Here is an 18,010-nt window from a genome sequence, read left to right as displayed (position 1 = left end):
CGCGTCGGCCGACCCTGCCCCGAGGGCAACGCGCGCAAGACGGAGCGAACCTTCCGCGCGCGGCAGCCGACCCACCATTCGCCAGGGGGTGAGGGCGCGGCGCTATGCGCCGGCTCGGTCGAGTTGTCCCGCCGTCGTCCTGGCCGAACTCGCGCTCGACGTGGCGGTGCTGACGGCGGCCGCCGGAATCAGGCGAACTTGATCTCCAGGCCGATGCCGAGGATGGCGATCAGCCAGATGACGCCGGTGAAGATGGTGACGCGGTCGAGGTTCTTCTCCACGACGGTGGACCCGGACAGGCTGGACTGCACACCGCCGCCGAACAGGCTGGACAGACCTCCACCCTTGGCGCGGTGCAGCAGCACCAGCAGCACCAGCAGCACGCTGGTGATGATCAGGAGGATATCCAGGAACATCCGCATGCCGGACAGTCTATGCGGTCGGTGCGATCGCACCGAATCAGGCACTCGGGGCCCGCGCCGCCGGGTGCCGACCTAGCGCCGTTCGACCGCGACGAGGTGGGTGACCTGCTCCCCCTCTGCGGTGCCGAACTTCGCGACGGCCTCTTCTCGCACCTGGTCCTGGGCGGTGAGCCGGACCTGGTGCTGGTGCATGTGCTCGGCCCAGGACCGCACCACGAACGCCTCCACGTAGCGGTCGATCACCCCGACATCGCGATAGAGACGCCACTCCATCGCACCGGTGCGCTGCCGGGACCGGCCGACGAAGGCCATGGCGGCGAGGAATTCCTCCACGCTCTCCGGCGGCACGTCGTAGCTGCGCAGGACCAGTACGGGACCGTCGTCGGGATCGGGCTCGACCGCCAGCTGAGGTTCCGGCCAGAACGCCGAGGGAGTCAAGTCGAGCATCTCGGGGTCGTTCCGGATGGGCAGCCACACGGTGCTGACCGCGCAGAGCGCCAGCAGCGACGCGGCCCACAACAGCGCCTGCACCGAGCCGATCGAGTCGGCGACCAGACCCCAGACCAGCGAGCCGATCGCCTGGCCGCCCATGAACACCAGCAGATAGACCGACAGCCCGCGCGCCCGCACCCAGGCGGGCAGCAGCAGCTGCATGGTCGCGTTCATCGTGGACATCGCCAGCAGCCAGGCCAATCCCGCGAACACCAGCAGCACCAGCACCACCGGAACGACGCGCAGCAGTGCCGTACCCGCCGTCGCCACCCCGAACAGGGTCGCGGCGATGGTGAGCCGCTGTGTCGGGGTCAGCCACGCCCGCAACCGGGACAGCGCCGCGGCGCCGAGCACCGCGCCGACGCCCAGGGCGCCGAGCATCAGGCCGTACCCGGACGACGACAACCCCAGCCGGTCGCGAGCGATCACCGGCAGCAGCGCCCACACCGCGCTGGCGGGCGCGATGAACAGGATCGAGCGCAGCAGCACCCGGCGGATCGCGGGCGCCGCCCGGATGAACCGGGTACCCGCCTGCAATGCCGCCATCGGACGTTCCGTGGGCAAGCGCCGGTCGGCCGACGGCCTGCGCCAGACCGTCAGTACCGCGACGATCCCGGCGAACGACATCGCGTTCAGCGCGAACACCAGCGTCGGCCCGGACAGCGAGACCAGCGCACCGGCCAGCGCGGGCCCCACCGCCCTTCCGAGGTTGATGTTCATGCTGCCCAGCGCGGACGCCGCCGGGATCTGCTCGCGCGAAACCAGTTCCGGCTGGATCGCCTGCCAGGCCGGCGCGGTCAGCGCCTGACCGCAGCCGAGCAGGAACAACAAGGTCAGCAGCACGGCGGGGGTGGTGTGCCCGGTCGCCGTGGACACAGCGAGGACCGTGGCGAGCAGCGCCATCGTGGTTTGCGCCCCGAGCAGCAGCCTGCGCCGGTCCACCAGATCGGCGATCACGCCGGACGGGATGGCCAGCAGCATCACCGGAAGCGTGATGGCGGTCTGCACGAACGACACCAGCGCCGCCGCGTTGGGCAGGTCGACCATCATCCACTGCGCGCCGACGGTCTGCATCCAGGTACCGAGATTCGACACCAATTGCGCCACCCACAGCGCCCGGTACACCGGCGAACGCAGCGGCGCCCAGGTGGAACCCGGGCTCGTCGCGGCAGTGGTCACGCGCCGAAGCTTAGTCGCGGGCGTGGCGCCGCTCCGCCGCCGAGTCCGGCCCCTGGACCGCCGGACGCGCGGGTGTGGCGGCGAGCAGCAGTGCCACGATGAGCAATGCCGCCCCCGCCACCCCGGGCGCGGTGAGACGTTCTCCCAGGACGACTGCCGCGAGCGTCGCTCCCGTAAGCGGTTCGAGCAGAGCCAGCACCGCGGCAATTCCCGGGCCGGAATCCGACAGTCCGCGGAAGTACAACGTGTAGGCGACCGCGGTCGGCGCCAGGCCCAGCAGAACAACCAGCGCGACGCTGCCCGGCGTCGGGTCGAATCCCAGCCCGCTCGTTGCCGCGAGGGGTGCGAGCAGCAACGCTCCACCGGTGAATCCGAGGGCGATGGTGGTCGTCGCGTCGAGCCCGGGAACCGGCACGGCGTTGATCACGGTGACGGTCGCGAACGCCGTCGCGGCCACCGCAGCGAGGGCCGCGCCGACCAGCAACCCGGCCGTCCCTGTGTTTCCGGTCGGCACCCCGACCAGCAATGCCAGCCCGCACAGGGCGATGCCGATCGTCGCCGCACGGCGGCGGTCCACCGCCCGCCTTCCGGTGACGTGCTCCACCACCGCGACGACCACCGGCGACGTACCGATGGTGATCAGCGTGGCGAGGCTGACCGACGAGGCCGCGACGGCGCCGAAATAGGCGGCCTGGAAGGTCGCCGCGAGCACGGCGACGGCGCCGATCCGCCGCCACGCCGTCGCATTTCGCGGCCATGGCCGCCGTGTGCCCGCGAGCAGGATCATCAGCAGCAGCCCGCCGACGGCGAGCCGGCAGGTGGCCACGGAGACGGGCGCCAAACCGGTGGCCCGGTGCAACAACGTGCCGAGCAGACCGCCGGTGCCCCAGAGAATTCCGGCGCCGACGAGGTAGACCAGCCCGGAACGGGCGGGCGTGGAGACAGATGAGGACATGAAAGATCGCGCTCCTGCGACGAAAAGGGATAGAGGTCGCGGACGCGAGGTGCACAGCGATGCCGAAAGAGCGCGCTCACCGCACGGTGGCGCGCTGGATATCTACACCTCGCTCAGGAGGCGGGCGGCGGGGTGATGGGGAAGCATCGGTGCACGCACAGATACTAATACGACACCGGACGAGTCATCCCATGAGTTTCGGTTTTCCCGCCGCGAAGATCCTTCTCGGGGCTCCTCGCCAGGCCGTCGCGACCGGCGCAATCCAGGTCAGCGGACGAATCGCCGGTAGCATCGCCGCATGGCGGCACACTTCGTGCGACTGGGACCGGTCGTCCTGCTCGCTCTCTGCGCGATCGCGGGCTGCTCGGGCCAGGAACCCGACCGCGGCGCCGACGAGCCGACTCCGGTGGGCCGCACCTTCCTCTCGACCAACGTCGAAGGCGCCCCGATTCCCGGCGGCGGGCCGCTGACGATCAGCTTCACCGAGGGGCGGCTGGCGGCCGACGCGGGATGCAACAAGTTCACCGGCGCGGTAACTCTCGACGATCACGTTCTGCACGTCTCCGGCCTGGCCACCACGCTGATGGCCTGCGAGGACGACCGGCGAGGCGCCGACGAGTGGCTCAGCGGCCTGCTGAACTCTCAGCCCAGCTGGCGGCTCGACGACTCGCGCCTGACCCTGCACAGTGCCGACCGCACGGTGACCTTGCTCGACAAGAAGGTCGCTCAGCCGGACAAGCCCGTCAAGGGCACGTCCTGGCTGGTCACCTCGCTCATCACCGACAACAGCCAGGTCCGCTCGCGCGCCCTCGACGAAGCGCGGCCGACGCTCACCATCGCCGAGGACGGCAGCGTCTCCGGCGCCGCCGGGTGCAACCAGATGACCGGCAGCGCCGAGGTGTCGGGTGCGCAGATCACTTTCCGGATCGCCACCACGAAGATGATGTGCTCCCCGGAGGTGATGGAGGTCGAGCAAGCCGTCCTGAACGCTCTGGACGGCGGGACGAACGCCACGGTGGACGCCGGCACGCTGACCCTGCGCAACGACAACGGCGCGGGCCTGGTCCTGCACGCGCAGTGAGCGCGCGGACTACTTCCGCCGGGTGAGCACGACGCGATCGGCGACTCGCTCGGCTTCTCCGGGCGGCGTGAAGGAGATTTCCATGACCACCCGGTCGGCCGACTCCAGCCGAATCACGGTTCGCATCGCGATCGTCTTGCCGATGAACTGCTCGCCGAGGACGCCGGGATCGGTGAATTCACCGGCCATGACGATTTCGGCGTCGCCGCCGCTTCCCTTGGCGCCCTTGTAGCTCATCGTCATCGGCGTGATGCTGTCGACGGTCGACCACTCGTAGCGGTTGTCGGTCGGCGAGAATCCGAGCAGTCCGAGCCGGTAGTAGGCGGCGCTTCCCTGGATGTCCTCGGCTTCCTCGCGCAGGAAGTTGTTGCCGGTCTCGGCGATCCACTCCCAGCGCGAGACGATCTCCCGCTTGATCGGGTTGTCCGCCGTGCCGCCCGCGACGAAGGTCGACTTCTCGCCCTTCCACTCCCCCACCAGCTGATTGAGCCTGCGGTGTCCCGCGTCCTGCTGCTCCGGTCGCACCGCCGCGGCGGCGGTGGTGGATGTCACGCCGGGATGGGCGTGATCGTGATCGTGCGACGAATCGTCGGAACAGCCGACGAGGGTGGCCAGCGCGACCAGCGCGACCGGAAGTGCGGTGTACAGCTTGCGAAGAGTCACGAAAGTCCTTGTCGAGCCACGGAATCGAGCTCGGCCATCATCGCACGAGCACCGGCCGCCGAGCACCCGTGATCACTGTCGGCGAAACGACACAGCCCGGTATCGCGGGAAGCGATACCGGGCTGTTGCGCTGATGCCCAGGTCAGGGCAGCGGGCCGCCCGCGGCGATCGCGGAGAGGGTGGCGAATTCGTCACCCTTGAGCGAAGCGCCGCCGACCAATGCGCCGTCGATATCGGTCTGGGCGACCAGTTCTCCGACGTTCTTGGCGTTCACCGACCCGCCGTAGAGCACGCGGACCCCCGAAGCCACCTCCGGCGAGGCGAGCTTCTCCAGCTCCCCGCGGATCGCGCCACAGACCTCTTGCGCGTCGGCGGGGGTGGCCACCTTGCCGGTGCCGATCGCCCACACCGGCTCGTAGGCGATGACGATCTTCGAGATCTGCTCCGCCGTAAGGCCTTTCAGCGATCCACGCAGCTGCTCGAGGTTGTACTCGACATGCGTTCGGGCATCGCGGATGTTCAGGCCCTCACCGATGCAGACGATCGGCGTGATGCCGTGCTTCAACGCCTGCTTGGCCTTGGCCAGCACGGTGGCGTCGTCCTCGTTGTGGTACTGCCGCCGTTCGGAGTGCCCCACCACGACGAAGGTGCAGCCCAGCTTGGCGAGCATGCTCGCGCTGATCTCACCGGTGTAGGCGCCCGCCTCGTGCACGGAGACGTCCTGACCGCCGTAGGTGAGCAGGAGCTTGTCCCCTTCGACCAGCGTCTGCACGCTGCGCAGGTCGGTGAACGGCGGGATCACCGCCACATCGACCTTGTCGAAGTATTTCTCCGGCAGCGCGAACGCGATCTTCTGCACCAGGGCGATGGCCTCGAGGTGATTGAGGTTCATCTTCCAGTTGCCCGCGATGAGCGGTTTGCGTGCCATGCTCAGCCCTCCAACACCGCGATGCCGGGGAGTTCCTTGCCCTCCAGGTATTCCAGCGACGCGCCGCCGCCGGTGGAGATGTGCGAGAAACCGTCCTCCGGCAGCCCGAGCGCGCGCACGGCCGCGGCCGAATCACCGCCGCCGACCACGGTGAACGCGCCCTTACCGGTCGCGGTCACGATCGCCTCGGCCACCCCGCGGGTGCCCGCGGCGAACTTCTCGAACTCGAACACACCCATCGGCCCGTTCCAGAAGACGGTGCGCGCCTCGGTCAGCAGTACCGCGAAGCGGTCCACCGAGTCCGGGCCCACGTCCAGACCCAGCCAGCCGTCCGGGATCTCATGTGCAGCAACAACTTTCGACTCCGCGTCCGCGGCGAACGCGTCGGCCACCACGATGTCGCGCGGCAGGTGGATGACGTCGGCGTACTGCTCGAGCAGACGCTTGCAGGTGTCCACCATCTCCTCCTGCAGCAAAGAGGAGCCCACCGAGAGGCCCTGTGCCGCAAGGAAGGTGAAGCACATGCCGCCTCCGATCACCAGCGTGTCGACCATCGGCGCGAGCGCCTCGATGACCGCCAGCTTGTCGGAGACCTTGGAACCGCCGAGCACGACCGCGTACGGCCGGTCGGGGTTCTCGGTCAGCTTGGCCAGCACCTCGACCTCGGCCGCGACCAGCGTGCCCGCGTAGTGCGGCAACTGCTGGGCGACGTCGTACACCGACGCCTGCTTACGGTGCACCACACCGAAACCGTCGGAAACGAACGCGCCGTCGTCGCCGACGAGCTCGACCAGCGCGGCGGCCAGCTTGGCCCGCTGCGCGTCGTCCTTGCTGGTCTCACGCGGGTCGAACCGGATGTTCTCCAGCAGCAGCACGTCGCCGTCGGTGAGGCCCTCGGACCGCGCGAGCGCGTCCTGACCCACCACGTCACCGGCCAGCTGCACATTGCGGCCCAGTTCCTCGGCGAGCCGGGCTGCCACCGGCGCCAGCGAGAGCTTCGCGTCCGGCTCGCCCTTCGGGCGGCCGAGGTGCGCGGTCACGACGACCTTCGCGCCCGCTTCGGCGAGCGCCTTGATGGTCGGCGCCGAGGCGATGATGCGGCCGGGATCGGTGATCTGTCCTTTGTCGTCGAGGGGCACGTTCAGGTCGGAGCGCACCAGCACGCCCCGACCCTCGACACCCTCGCCGAGCAGATCCGCGAGTGTCTTGACAGCCATGCGCGTCAGAGCGACTTGCCGACGAGGCCGATGAGATCGGCGAGACGGTTGGAGTAGCCCCACTCGTTGTCGTACCAGGACACGACCTTCACCTGGTCGTCGATCACCTTGGTCAGCGGCGCGTCGTAGATCGACGAGGCCGGGTCGGTGACGATGTCGGAGGAGACGATCGGGTCGGTGTTGTACTTGAGGATGCCCTTCAGCGGGCCCTCGGCGGCGGCCTTGTAGGCGGCGTTGATCTCCTCGAGCGTGGCCGACTTGCGCAGGGTGGCGGTCAGGTCGGTGACCGAGCCCGTCGGGACCGGCACGCGCAGCGCGTAGCCGTCCAGCTTGCCCTGCAACTCGGGCAGCACCAGGCCGATGGCCTTCGCGGCGCCGGTGCCGGTGGGCACGATGTTCAGCGCGGCGGCGCGCGCGCGACGCAGGTCGCTGTGCGGGCCGTCCTGCAGGTTCTGGTCCTGGGTGTAGGCATGGATGGTGGTCATCAGGCCACGCTCGATGCCGAACTCGTCGTTGAGCACCTTGGCCAGCGGGCCGAGGCAGTTGGTGGTGCACGAGGCGTTCGAGATGATGTTCTGGCTGCCGTCGTACTTCTCGTCGTTGACGCCCATGACGATGGTGATGTCCTCGCCCTTGGCCGGAGCGGAGATGATCACCTTCTTCGCGCCCGCGGCGAGGTGGCCCTTGGCCTTGGTGGCATCGGTGAAGATGCCGGTGGACTCGACGACCACGTCGACGCCCAGATCGCCCCACGGCAGCGCCGCCGGGCCCTCCTTGATGGCCAGCGCCTTGATCCGCTGGTCGCCCACCACGATGGTGTCGTCGCCGTCGAGCGAGACATCCTGGGGCAACCGGCCCAGGATCGAGTCGTACTTGAGCAGGGTCGCGAGGGTCGCGTTGTCGGTGAGGTCGTTGACCGCGACGATCTCGATGTCGGTGGTGCCGAGCGCCTTCTGCGCCTCCACCGCCCGGAAGAAGTTACGTCCGATACGACCGAAGCCGTTGATGCCTACCCGGACAGTCACGTTATCGCTCCTCAACTTTCCAGCGGATCGTTCCGATGCCCACCCACACTAACGCCCTGCTGTGCCTCCGCCGACACGCACCTGGCTTTCGTCGGGACGGGTTGCCTGGTCAGACGCCCGACCAACCCAAAGTCGGCAGCCGGGAACTCCGCGATCCCCGCGACGGGCAGCGTCGCGGGGATCGTCGCGGAAATCACCGAAAGCCCGAGGTCAGGCTTCGTCGAGCAGTTCGGCCGTGACGGCCGACTCGGTGTCCGGGACGCCCAGTTCCTTGGCGCGCCGGTCGGCCATCGACAGCAGCCGCCGAATGCGGCCCGCGACAGCGTCTTTCGTCATCGGGGGGTCGGCGAGCTGGCCGAGTTCCTCCAGCGACGCCTGCCGGTGCTGCACACGCAGCTTGCCCGCGGCGGCGAGATGGTCGGGCACGTCGTCGCTGAGGATCTCCAGCGCGCGTTCCACCCGAGCCGCCGCGGCGACCGCCGCCCGCGCCGACCGGCGCAGGTTGGCGTCGTCGAAATTGGCCAGCCGATTCGCGGTCGCGCGCACCTCCCGGCGCAGCCTGCGTTCCTCCCAGACCATCCGGGTGCCGTGCGCGCCCATCCTGGTCAGCAGCGCGCCGATCGCCTCACCGTCGCGCACCACCACGCGGTCGGTGCCGCGCACTTCCCGCGCCTTGGCGGTGATGCCGAGCCGCCGAGCCGCGCCGACCAGCGCCAGCGCCGCCTCGGGGCCGGGGCAGCTGACCTCGAGCGCCGAGGACCGTCCGGGTTCGGTCAGCGAGCCGTGGGCGAGAAACGCGCCGCGCCACGCGGCTTCGGCGTCGGCGATGCTGCCGCCGACCACCTGCGCGGGCAGGCCGCGCACCGGACGACCGCGAACGTCGAGCAGTCCGGTCTGCCGGGCCAGCGCCTCGCCCTCCTTGGAGACGCGCACCACGTAGCGGGAGGTCTTGCGCAGTCCGCCCGCGCCGAGCACGTGCACATCGGAGCCGTAGCCGTAGAGCTCGAAGATCTCCCGGCGCAGCCTGCGCGCGATGGACCCCATGTCCACCTCGGCCTCGACGATCACCCGGCCGCCGACGATGTGCAGGCCGCCCGCGAAACGCAGCAGTGCGGACAGTTCCGCCTTGCGGGAACTCACCTGCGACACTGTGAGCCTGCTCAGCTCGTCTTTCACATCGGCTGTCATCGCCACGGGACGCGCTCCTTTCCACCCAACCCGGAACGCACATCCTGACCCATGTGCCGTCCCTCGACTCGAAGCCCTGCCATTTGCGGCCGAGGTTGCCGGATCAGTTGATCCAGTGCGGCGGCAAGCTTTCCGGGGTGATGCCGGTCGGTTCCCGCTTCGGCGACATCGGAGAAGGTTACTCGTGCCCGCAACTGTTCGGCAGCCCTGGCCACATGTTCCCGCTCACGGCCTTCCGGGACCGAGCCGGAGTCGACCAGCACCTCGTCGACGACGAATTCCGGCGCGTGCTGGGACAGCACATGCAAATGCCGCTCCGCGGAGAACCCCGCGGTCTCCCCCGGTTCCGCGGCGAGGTTGAGCACGAGCACTTTCCGTGCCCTGGTGTATACCAGTGCTTCCCGTAGTTCCGGGACGAGGACGTGCGGAATCACGCTGGTGAACCACGATCCCGGGCCGAGGACCACGACATCCGCGTGTTCGATCGCCGAGGTCGCCTCCGGACTGGCCGGTGGATCGGACGGAATCAGCCGCACTCGCCGCACCTTACCCGGCGTCGTCGCGATGGCAACTTGACCGCGAATGCAACGGCTCACCCGTGGATCCGCCTCCAGCCCAGAGACATCCGCCTCGATATCGAGCGCGATCGGCGACATGGGGAGCACCCGTCCGGTGATGCGCAACATGCGGGCGACTTCGTCGAGCGCGGCGACCGGATCTCCGAGCACCTCGGTGAGCCCGGCCAGGATCAGGTTGCCCACGGAGTGCCCGGCCAGAGCGCCGGTCCCGCCGAAACGATGCTGGACCGTCCGGGTCCAGACGCCGTCGGCGTCCGCGGCCAAGGCGGCCAGCGCCATCCGGAGATCTCCCGGGGGCAGCACCCCCAGCTCCGCGCGTAGCCGGCCCGAGGAGCCGCCGTCATCGGCGACGGTGACCACCGCGCAGATCTTCCTGGTCAGCCGCCGCACTGCGGTCAGTGTCGCGTACAGGCCGTGTCCACCACCCAGCGCGACGATGCTGGGATTCGATTCCCAGCCGGTCATTCGCGCCCCAGGTCTCGATGGACCACCCGGACCACGTCGGCGGATTCCTCCGGCCCGCCGGTGACCTCGCTCATCAACTCGCCGAGCGCCTCGGCAATCGCGACGCTTCGGTGCTTGCCTCCGGTGCAGCCCACTGCGACCGTCATGTATCGCTTCCCCTCTTGGCGGTAACCGTTCGTGGTCAGCTCGACCAGGTGGTGGCAGGTACGCAGGTAGTCGTCCGCGCCGGGGCGCGACAACACGTACTCGCTGACCACGGTCTCCTGACCGGTGTGTTCCCGCAACTCCGGTATCCAATGCGGATTGGGTAGAAAACGCACATCCAACACCATGTCGGCGTCCAGCGGAACCCCGTACTTGAAGCCGAAGGACTGCACGGTGAGCTGCAACGCGCTCGGCGCGCCGCCGCCATAGGCCTCTTCCATCTTGCGGTGCAACTGATGGATGGACAGCTCGGTGGTGTCGATCACCACATCGGCGGCGGCCTTCACGGCGGACAGCCGCACCCGTTCGGCGGCGATACCCGCCGACAACGTGCCGTCCTTGCTCTCGCTCTGCAACGGATGCCTGCGCCGCGCGAAGCCGAAGCGGCGGATCAGCACGTCGTCGGAGGCCTCGAGGAACAGGACCCTGGTGCGCACGCCGAGAGTTCGCAACTGGTCGGTGACCCCCGACAGATCGCCGGTGAAGAACCGGCTGCGCACGTCCATGACCAGCGCGAGGCGGCGGATCGGCGGCTTGGCGGAAGCACCGAGTTCGACCATCCGCCCGAACAGCTCGGGCGGCAGGTTGTCGGCCACGTACCAGCCGAGGTCCTCGAGCACTCGGGCCGCGGTGCCGCGGCCCGCGCCCGAGAGCCCGGTGACGATCACGACCTCGACCTGCGAGTTCGCTCCGCCGACGGCGCCGGACGAGGCCACTCGTCCCGCACTCGTCGGCGGACTGCCCGCACTGCTGTTCGATTCGACGCGTGTCATGTCCTACCGGATCCGTCTCTGGGGTGCCTTCCGATCATCGCGCACCGGTTTCGGTATCGGCCGCAGACACACAACGTACGCGAAACCGAATCTTCCGGTGCACTGTCGACTGACTATTCGGACTCGAGGGCCGCAAGGACCGCTTTCGCGGTCGCCAACCCGATGCCGGGCACCTCGGTGATCTCTTCGACCGTCGCCTGCTTCAGCTTGGCGACCGACCCGAAATGGGTAACCAGCGCGGTCCGGCGCGCCGTGCCGAGACCCGGCACCGAGTCCAACGCCGAGGCGGTCATCCGGCGCGAGCGTTTGCTGCGATGGAAGGTGATGGCGAAACGGTGCGCCTCGTCGCGGACCCGTTGCAGCAGATACAGCGCCTCGCTGTTGCGCGGCAGGATCACCGGGTCGCTCTCGCCGGGCACCCATACTTCCTCGAGCCGTTTGGCCAGACCGATCACCGCGACGTCGGTGATGCCCAACTCGTCGAGCACCTCCGCGGCGGCGGCGACCTGGGGCGCGCCGCCGTCGACGACGTAGAGGTTGGGCGGATAGGAGAACTTGCGCGGGCGTCCGGTGCGGGGGTCGATACCCGGCCGGGAGATCAGCTCGAGCGCGTCGTCGTCGCTTCCGGTCGCGGCGAGGTCTTCCTGCTCCATCGCGTCGCGCTCGCGGCGCAATTTGAAGAACCGGCGGCGAGTCACCTCGGCGATGCTGCCGACGTCGTCGGAGCGGCCGTCGCCTGCCGCTTCCCGGATCGTGTAGTGGCGGTAATCGGACTTGCGGGCCAGACCGTCCTCGAAGACCACGAGCGAGGCGACCACGTCGGTTCCCTGCACATGGCTGACGTCCACGCACTCGATGCGCAGCGGCGCGGAGTCGAGTTCCAGCGCGTCCTGGATCTCTTGCAGCGCTTGGGATCTGGACGTCAGATCCCCCGCCCGCTTGAGCTTGTGCTGGGCCAGCGCCTCCATCGCGTTGCGCTGCACGGTCTCGGCGAGCGCCTTCTTGTCCCCACGCTGGGGCACGCGCACCTTCACCGCCGAGCCGCGCAACCCCGACAGCCACTGCTGGACCTCCTCGACGTCGGCGGGCAGCTCGGGCACGAGCACTTCGCGGGGCACCACGGCGGCGGGCTGCTCGTCGGCGGCCTGCTCGGCCACCGTCACCTGCTCGCCGTAGAACTGGGTGAGGAACTGCTCGACCAGCGCGGCGAGCTCGCCGCCCGCCTCCGGGACGTCGACCGCGTCACCCGATTTGTCGACCACCCACCCGCGCTGCCCGCGCACCCGGCCGTCGCGCACGTGGAAGACCTGCACCGCCACCTCCAGCTCGTCGGTGGCGAAAGCGATCACGTCGGCGTCGGTGCCCGTGCCGAGCACCACCGCCTGCTTCTCCAGCGCGCGCCGCAGCGCCTGGACGTCGTCGCGCAGCCGGGCGGCGGATTCGAAGTCCAGGTCTTCGGCGGCCTCGTGCATGCGGCGCTCCAGCTCCCGGACCAAGCGGTCGGTGCGGCCGGCGAGGAAGTCGCAGAAGTCCTCGACGATCGCGCGGTGCTCCTCGGCGCTCACCCGCCCGACGCACGGCGCGGAGCACTTGTCGATGTAGCCGAGCAGGCAGGGACGCCCGATCTGATGGTGCCGCCGGAAGACTCCGTTGGAGCAGGTGCGCGCCGGGAACACCCGCAGCAGCAGATCGAGCGTCTCGCGGATGGCCCAGGCGTGCGCGAACGGGCCGAAGTAGCGGACGCCTTTGCGCCGCGCGCCGCGGTAGACGAACAACCGCGGGTACTCCTCGTTCAGAGTGACCGCGAGCACCGGGTAGGACTTGTCGTCGCGGTAGCGGACGTTGAACCGCGGATCGAACTCCTTGATCCAGTTGTATTCCAGCTGCAGTGCCTCCACCTCGGTGGAGACGACCGTCCACTCGACGCTCGCGGCCGTGGTGACCATCTGCCTGGTACGCGGGTGCAGGCCGGCGACGTCGGCGAAGTACGAGTTCAGCCTGCTGCGCAGGCTCTTGGCCTTGCCGACGTAGATGACCTGCCGATGGGCGTCCCGGAACTTGTAGACACCGGGTTCGACGGGAATCGTGCCCGGCGCGGGCCGGTACGTCGCTGGATCTGCCACCCATCCAGCCTATCGACGCGGTCGGACACAGTTCGTCCGCCGCCCATCCGGCCCGAGCGAGGCTCGACAGACCCCGGAGACCGCCGACTACCACCCGCCCACGGCAGCGCTGCCGGACGGCTCACGGTACGCGGACGCCGAACCAGGCCTTGGCATCCGGGCGGCACAGCAGGCGCACGACGGCTACGGAGGTGGCGAGCGAGTACCCGGCGGCGACGAGGCCGACGGCGGGCGGAACGGTCGCCAGGTCCCTGATCGCCCAGCACCCGACGACGGCCTGCAGGATCGCGAGCGTGATCGTCAGGCGGCGCACGGGGTGCGCTCCCTCGGCGAACCCGAGCACGAGCAGACCGAGAGCCCAGGCCACGCAGAACTGGACGGACGCCGTGGCGGCCGCGTCGTCGCCGCGCGTCAGATTCATGAGCACCGGATAGGCCAGGCCGAATCCCGCCATACCCGCGACGGCTTCCCGCACGTCCCGAACCGCCTCCGGCATGGTGGTTTCCACACCGATGGACGGCTCCTCACCCGAAAACGCCAAGCTCACAGCCGTACCCCCGTTGGTACCGAACGTTCCGGCGCGCTGGACGAACACGCCGGAATCGCACGGTAACACGGTGACATCCCGGACAACTCGGACTTCGACGAACTCGGACTTCGACGAACTCGGACTTCGGCGAAAGAACCGACGGGGCGCGCGCATCGTCCGGACGAGGAGCTACTCCACCAGACCGTGCCGCCGCAGGGCCGCCAGCAACGCATCCGGACGCTCGGCGGTGGGCAGGGCCTCCACCAGGGCGAATCGGCTGCCCAGGGCTTCGGCGCCACCGTCCGCCTCGGCGCTGTCGCCGATCATCAGAGCCGCCTCGGCGGGCACGCCCAGTTCGCCCAAGGCGGCATGGAAGATCTCCGGATCGGGTTTCATGGCGCCGACCTCATAGGAGAGGGTGAACGCCCCGACCAGCCCGTCCCAGCCGCGCGCAGCGAACGACGGACGGATGTCGAACGGGATGTTGCTCACCACCGCCACCGGAACCTCCTGTGCCGCCAGGAGATCGAGAACGGCCTCGCTGTCCGGATACGGCGTCCACTCCAGCGGATCGAGCAGCCGTGCGTAGAGTCGTTCGGCGTCCTCGTCGGTGGGCACACCCGACTGGCGCAGCACCGTCATCATCACCTTGCGGTGCAGCGCCGGATCCAGGTCCCGGTTGTCCCACGCGTACTGCGCCTCGGCGTCGAATTCGGCGATGTGGTCGACCGGCGCCGTCATCCGCCGCATGATCTCGGCCTTCTCGTCCACGTCGAAGGCCCGCCCGTCCGGCCGGGTCAGATCCGAGTACCACGATTCGTCGGCTTCCAGCCGGAACAAGGTGCCGGAGAAGTCGAACAGCACCGCCTCGATCGCCATCCGGCCAGCCTACCGACGGTTCGCCCCGGATCGCCGGTCCACGTGACATGATCCCGGCCGGCTCGATCGCGACACACACTGCGGCCAGGAGGATTTCGCCTGTGGGAAGGAAACCGGCGCGGCTGTCGGTGCTGGACGTTAGAGTCCGGGCATGGGCCGCAAGCGAGGAACTCGGGTCGCCGCCGCGGCGGCGTTCGCACTCACCATCGGAATGGCTACCGCCTGTTCGACCGAGGAGAGCCAGGCGGGCGGTGTCTGCGCGACGGTTCCCAACGGCACACCGGTCACGTCCACCGCGACGGGCCCGGCAGGCAGCGGCACCAAGGATCTGAGCACCAACCCGGAAATAGCGACCGGCTATCGCTCGAACATGACGCCGGTGCGCACGCACACCTTCGCGGTGTCGACGGCCAACCCCGTATCCACCAAGGCCGCGTGCGAGGTCCTGCGCGACGGCGGCACAGCGGCCGACGCCCTGATCGCGGCCCAAACGGTGCTGGGCCTCGTCGAACCGCAGGCCTCCGGTATCGGCGGCGGCGCGTTCCTGCTCTACTACGACGCGAACACCAAGACCGTGGACGCCTACGACGGCCGGGAGGTGGCCCCGGCGGCGGCGACCGAGAACTACCTGCGCTGGATCAGCGATACCGACCGCACCGAGCCGAAGCCGAACACGCGGGCCAGCGGCCGCTCCATCGGCGTGCCCGGTGTGCTGCGCATGCTCGAGCTCGCGCACCGCGATCATGGCAAGACCGCGTGGCGCGAGCTGTTCGACCCCGCCATCGGACTGGCCGATCAGGGCTTCCCGATCAGCCCTCGCCTCGCGGGGCAGATCGCGGAGTCGGCGAAGGACCTCGCGGCGGACGAGGACGCCAAGGCTTATTTCCTCAACCCGGACGGCAGCCCGAAGGCCGCAGAGACCGTGCTCACCAACCCGGCCATGGCGAAGACGCTCGGCGCCGTCGCCACGGAGGGAGCGCAGGCCTTCTATACCGGCGCCATCGCCCGGGACATCGTCGCGGCCGCGAACCGAGCCTCCGGCGGGCGCACTCCTGGCCAGCTGACGGTCGAGGACTTGTCCGGCTATCAGGCGAAGAAGCGCACCGCACTGTGCACGGGCTACCGCGGGCACGAGATCTGCGGCATGCCCAGCCCCTCCTCGGGTGGCATCGCCGTCGCCTCGATTCTGGGCATCCTGGAGAACTTCGACCTGGCCACCATGCGGCCGGACGACATCGACCGCAACGGCGGCAAGCCCGACCCGCAGGCCGTGCACCTGATCTCGGAGGCCGAACGCCTCGCCTACGCCGACCGCAACAAGTACGTCGCCGACACCGATTTCATCCCGCTGCCGGGCAATTCGGCACAAACCCTGCTGAACCGCGATTATTTGCGGCAGCGCGCCGGGCTGATCGATCCGAACCGCAGCATGGGCACCGCGCAGCCGGGTGACTTCGGCCCCGTGCCGCTGGGCGTCGGCCCGCAGCCGCCCGAGCACGGCACCAGCCACATCTCGGTGGTCGACCGGTACGGCAACGCCGCGGCGATGACCACCACCGTCGAGTCGGCGTTCGGTTCGTTCCACGTGGTCGACGGATTCGTGCTGAACAATCAGCTCACCGACTTCAACGCCGATCCGCTGGGCGCCGACGGCGTGCCGGTGGCCAACCGGATCCAGCCCGGTAAACGCCCGCGTAGTTCGATGAGCCCGACGCTGGTCTTCGGCAAGGCCCCCGACGGCTCGCGCGGCGAGCTCACCCATGTCGCGGGCTCGCCCGGCGGTTCGGTGATCATCCAGTTCGTGGTGAAAACGCTGGTCAACATGTTCGACTGGGGTCTGGACCCGCAGCAGGCGGTCTCCGCGGTCGCGTTCGGCGCCGGGAACAGCCCGTCCACCGGCATCGGCGGTGAGCACCCCGCGATCGACGCCGCCGACAACGGTGACCACGACCCGCTCGTGCGCCGACTACGTGAGCTGGGTCATCAGGTCTCCGTCGCACCACAGGTCAGCGGCCTCAGCGCTCTCAAGCGCAACGGCGCGGACGGCTGGATCGGAGGCGCGGACCCCCGCCGAGAAGGGGCCGTCCTCGGCGACACCCAGTGATCGGTTACCACAGCGGGACAGGTCGCGGTATCCGTTGACCAGCACCATCCGAGGCTTGACATGTCGAGAATCGGCATGCCGGCCGCGACGGCGAGGTCACTTCGAACGCACCATCGGATACACCACCGGACCGGAGCCGATCCTCAGCTCCCCCTGCCGCTCGAACCCGAATCGCTCGTAGAAGGGCACGGTGCCGCTGGTGTTCGAGATCAGGAAACAGTCGTGCTCTGCTTCCGACAGCCGCCGCTCGAGCAACGCGGTCGCCATACCGTGCCCCTGCGCGCCGGGCAGCGTCCCGATCGCGGCCAGGTACAGGTGCGGCGTGGCCGGTCGCACGTGCTCCATCTGCCGCCCGGCGGCAAGCGCACGCGCCGTGCTCGCGCCCAACGCTCGTAGCAGGGTCACCGGCTTCACTGTCGGCGCCACCAGGTGCGCGGGCTCCCATAGCGCCACGCAGGCGAGGGTGCCTTCCTGGTCGTGCGCGAAGTCGACCAGTCCCTTCTTCCTGCGCGACGCGATGCGCGACTCCCAGAACAGCGGCAACGCTTTTCGGCGGCGCGGCGAACCCGGCCAGAAGTAGGTCATCAGCGGATCGTCCGCGAAAGCCGCCGCGAGAACGAACGCGCCTGGTTCCATACCGACGAGGCTAAACCAGCATTCCGGCCCTGGCGAAGCGGTCGGGGCGGGGCGGGTACCTCACCAGTTCACTTGCTTCCGGAATACTTCTCGCCGAGTTCACGCAGCCGAGCCATCGCCCGCGCCGCGTGCTCCTTGTCGTTCGAGCGGATCGCCAGCATCGGCACGTAGTCGTCGTCGACCAGCTCGAGGCGGGCCCACGACTTTCGATCCGGGAACGAGACGCCTCTAATGTAGTCCCACGGAAAGTCGTTGTCGCCCAAAACGTTCCGCACCGACACACCCCGCGCCCCGACCCGTACCCGCGGCCTGGTCAGCAGCAGCACCGCGGCGGCGCCGAGTACGCCGATCCCGATCATCGCGATCTGATCGGCGACCCGGAAGTTGACACCGGTGGACCCGGTACGCAGCAAGAGACCGCCCGCCGTGAACGCGGCCGCGATCAGCACCGCCACGACCCAGGCCGTCCGCACCGCGCGCCGGGGACGCACCTCGAACTCCCACTCGGGCGCATCGCCGGCCACCGCGGCCGAGCCTGCGTTCCTCCGGAAGATACGGACGACCGGCAT

Annotated in this window: 17 protein-coding genes; 2 read left to right on the top strand and 15 right to left on the bottom strand. The window is 69.2% G+C overall.

What is annotated here, in order from left to right; genetic code table 11:
- Positions 1-188: 188 nt before the first annotated feature.
- The 3 genes from secG to K8O92_20480 form a co-directional block, all read right to left on the bottom strand.
- A complete protein-coding gene (gene secG / locus K8O92_20490) occupies positions 189-422 on the bottom strand; it encodes a preprotein translocase subunit SecG (protein ID UAK30310.1) in 234 nt (77 codons plus the stop codon).
- 72 nt (positions 423-494) lie between these two features.
- Positions 495-2,093, bottom strand: coding sequence for an MFS transporter (locus tag K8O92_20485; GenBank protein UAK30309.1), 1,599 nt, complete (start codon positions 2,091-2,093; stop codon positions 495-497).
- A 10-nt stretch (positions 2,094-2,103) separates the two neighbouring features.
- Positions 2,104-3,048, bottom strand: a complete 945-nt coding sequence (locus K8O92_20480) for a DMT family transporter (GenBank protein ID UAK30308.1) — start codon at positions 3,046-3,048, stop codon at positions 2,104-2,106.
- Positions 3,049-3,346: 298 nt separating this feature from the next.
- Here K8O92_20480 and K8O92_20475 point away from each other — a divergent pair, with 298 nt between their 5' ends.
- Positions 3,347-4,129, top strand: coding sequence for an META domain-containing protein (locus K8O92_20475; GenBank protein ID UAK30307.1), 783 nt, complete (start codon positions 3,347-3,349; stop codon positions 4,127-4,129).
- Between the two features lie 9 nt (positions 4,130-4,138).
- Here K8O92_20475 and K8O92_20470 read toward each other — a convergent pair whose 3' ends face one another.
- The 10 genes from K8O92_20470 to K8O92_20425 all read right to left on the bottom strand — a co-directional run bounded on the left by K8O92_20470 (position 4,139) and on the right by K8O92_20425 (position 14,701).
- The gene (locus tag K8O92_20470) at positions 4,139-4,792 is read right to left on the bottom strand and encodes a DUF1579 domain-containing protein (GenBank protein ID UAK30306.1); all 654 of its coding nucleotides are present in this window, start codon (positions 4,790-4,792) and stop codon (positions 4,139-4,141) included.
- 142 nt (positions 4,793-4,934) lie between these two features.
- Positions 4,935-5,720 (bottom strand): triose-phosphate isomerase, encoded by a 786-nt coding sequence (tpiA, locus tag K8O92_20465; GenBank protein ID UAK30305.1) that lies wholly within the window; start codon positions 5,718-5,720, stop codon positions 4,935-4,937.
- A gap of 2 nt (positions 5,721-5,722) precedes the next feature.
- Entirely contained in the window at positions 5,723-6,937 is a 1,215-nt protein-coding gene (locus K8O92_20460) for a phosphoglycerate kinase (GenBank protein UAK30304.1), read from the bottom strand.
- 5 nt (positions 6,938-6,942) lie between these two features.
- Positions 6,943-7,962, bottom strand: coding sequence for a type I glyceraldehyde-3-phosphate dehydrogenase (gene gap / locus K8O92_20455; GenBank protein ID UAK30303.1), 1,020 nt, complete (start codon positions 7,960-7,962; stop codon positions 6,943-6,945).
- A 210-nt stretch (positions 7,963-8,172) separates the two neighbouring features.
- On the bottom strand, positions 8,173-9,156 hold the full coding sequence (gene whiA, locus K8O92_20450) for a DNA-binding protein WhiA (protein ID UAK30302.1): 984 nt from the start codon (positions 9,154-9,156) through the stop codon (positions 8,173-8,175).
- Positions 9,147-10,193 carry a uridine diphosphate-N-acetylglucosamine-binding protein YvcK gene (yvcK, locus tag K8O92_20445; protein ID UAK30301.1) on the bottom strand — a complete coding sequence of 349 codons (1,047 nt, stop codon included), beginning with the start codon at positions 10,191-10,193 and terminating at the stop codon, positions 9,147-9,149. Before yvcK ends, whiA begins: the two co-directional genes overlap by 10 nt.
- On the bottom strand, positions 10,190-11,170 hold the full coding sequence (gene rapZ, locus K8O92_20440) for an RNase adapter RapZ (protein ID UAK30300.1): 981 nt from the start codon (positions 11,168-11,170) through the stop codon (positions 10,190-10,192). The genes yvcK and rapZ overlap by 4 nt, the downstream gene beginning before the upstream one ends.
- Before the next feature lie 113 nt (positions 11,171-11,283).
- Positions 11,284-13,293: an excinuclease ABC subunit UvrC gene (gene uvrC / locus K8O92_20435; protein UAK30299.1), complete on the bottom strand. Its 2,010-nt coding sequence runs from the start codon at positions 13,291-13,293 to the stop codon at positions 11,284-11,286.
- Between the two features lie 121 nt (positions 13,294-13,414).
- Positions 13,415-13,834: a hypothetical protein gene (locus K8O92_20430; GenBank protein UAK30298.1), complete on the bottom strand. Its 420-nt coding sequence runs from the start codon at positions 13,832-13,834 to the stop codon at positions 13,415-13,417.
- A gap of 177 nt (positions 13,835-14,011) precedes the next feature.
- The gene (locus tag K8O92_20425; protein ID UAK30297.1) at positions 14,012-14,701 is read right to left on the bottom strand and encodes an HAD-IA family hydrolase; all 690 of its coding nucleotides are present in this window, start codon (positions 14,699-14,701) and stop codon (positions 14,012-14,014) included.
- A 151-nt stretch (positions 14,702-14,852) separates the two neighbouring features.
- On the opposite strand from K8O92_20425, the gene K8O92_20420 reads away from it, so the two are divergent.
- Positions 14,853-16,805, top strand: a complete 1,953-nt coding sequence (locus K8O92_20420; protein UAK30296.1) for a gamma-glutamyltransferase family protein — start codon at positions 14,853-14,855, stop codon at positions 16,803-16,805.
- A 96-nt stretch (positions 16,806-16,901) separates the two neighbouring features.
- On the opposite strand, the gene K8O92_20415 is transcribed toward K8O92_20420, so the two are convergent.
- Positions 16,902-17,441 carry a GNAT family N-acetyltransferase gene (locus tag K8O92_20415; GenBank protein ID UAK30295.1) on the bottom strand — a complete coding sequence of 180 codons (540 nt, stop codon included), beginning with the start codon at positions 17,439-17,441 and terminating at the stop codon, positions 16,902-16,904.
- A 68-nt stretch (positions 17,442-17,509) separates the two neighbouring features.
- Entirely contained in the window at positions 17,510-18,010 is a 501-nt protein-coding gene (locus tag K8O92_20410) for a PH domain-containing protein (protein ID UAK30294.1), read from the bottom strand.

The organism is Nocardia asteroides (genome assembly GCA_019930625.1).
GTDB lineage: Bacteria > Actinomycetota > Actinomycetes > Mycobacteriales > Mycobacteriaceae > Nocardia > Nocardia sputi.
This window is presented reverse-complemented; position numbering and strand designations above follow the sequence as displayed.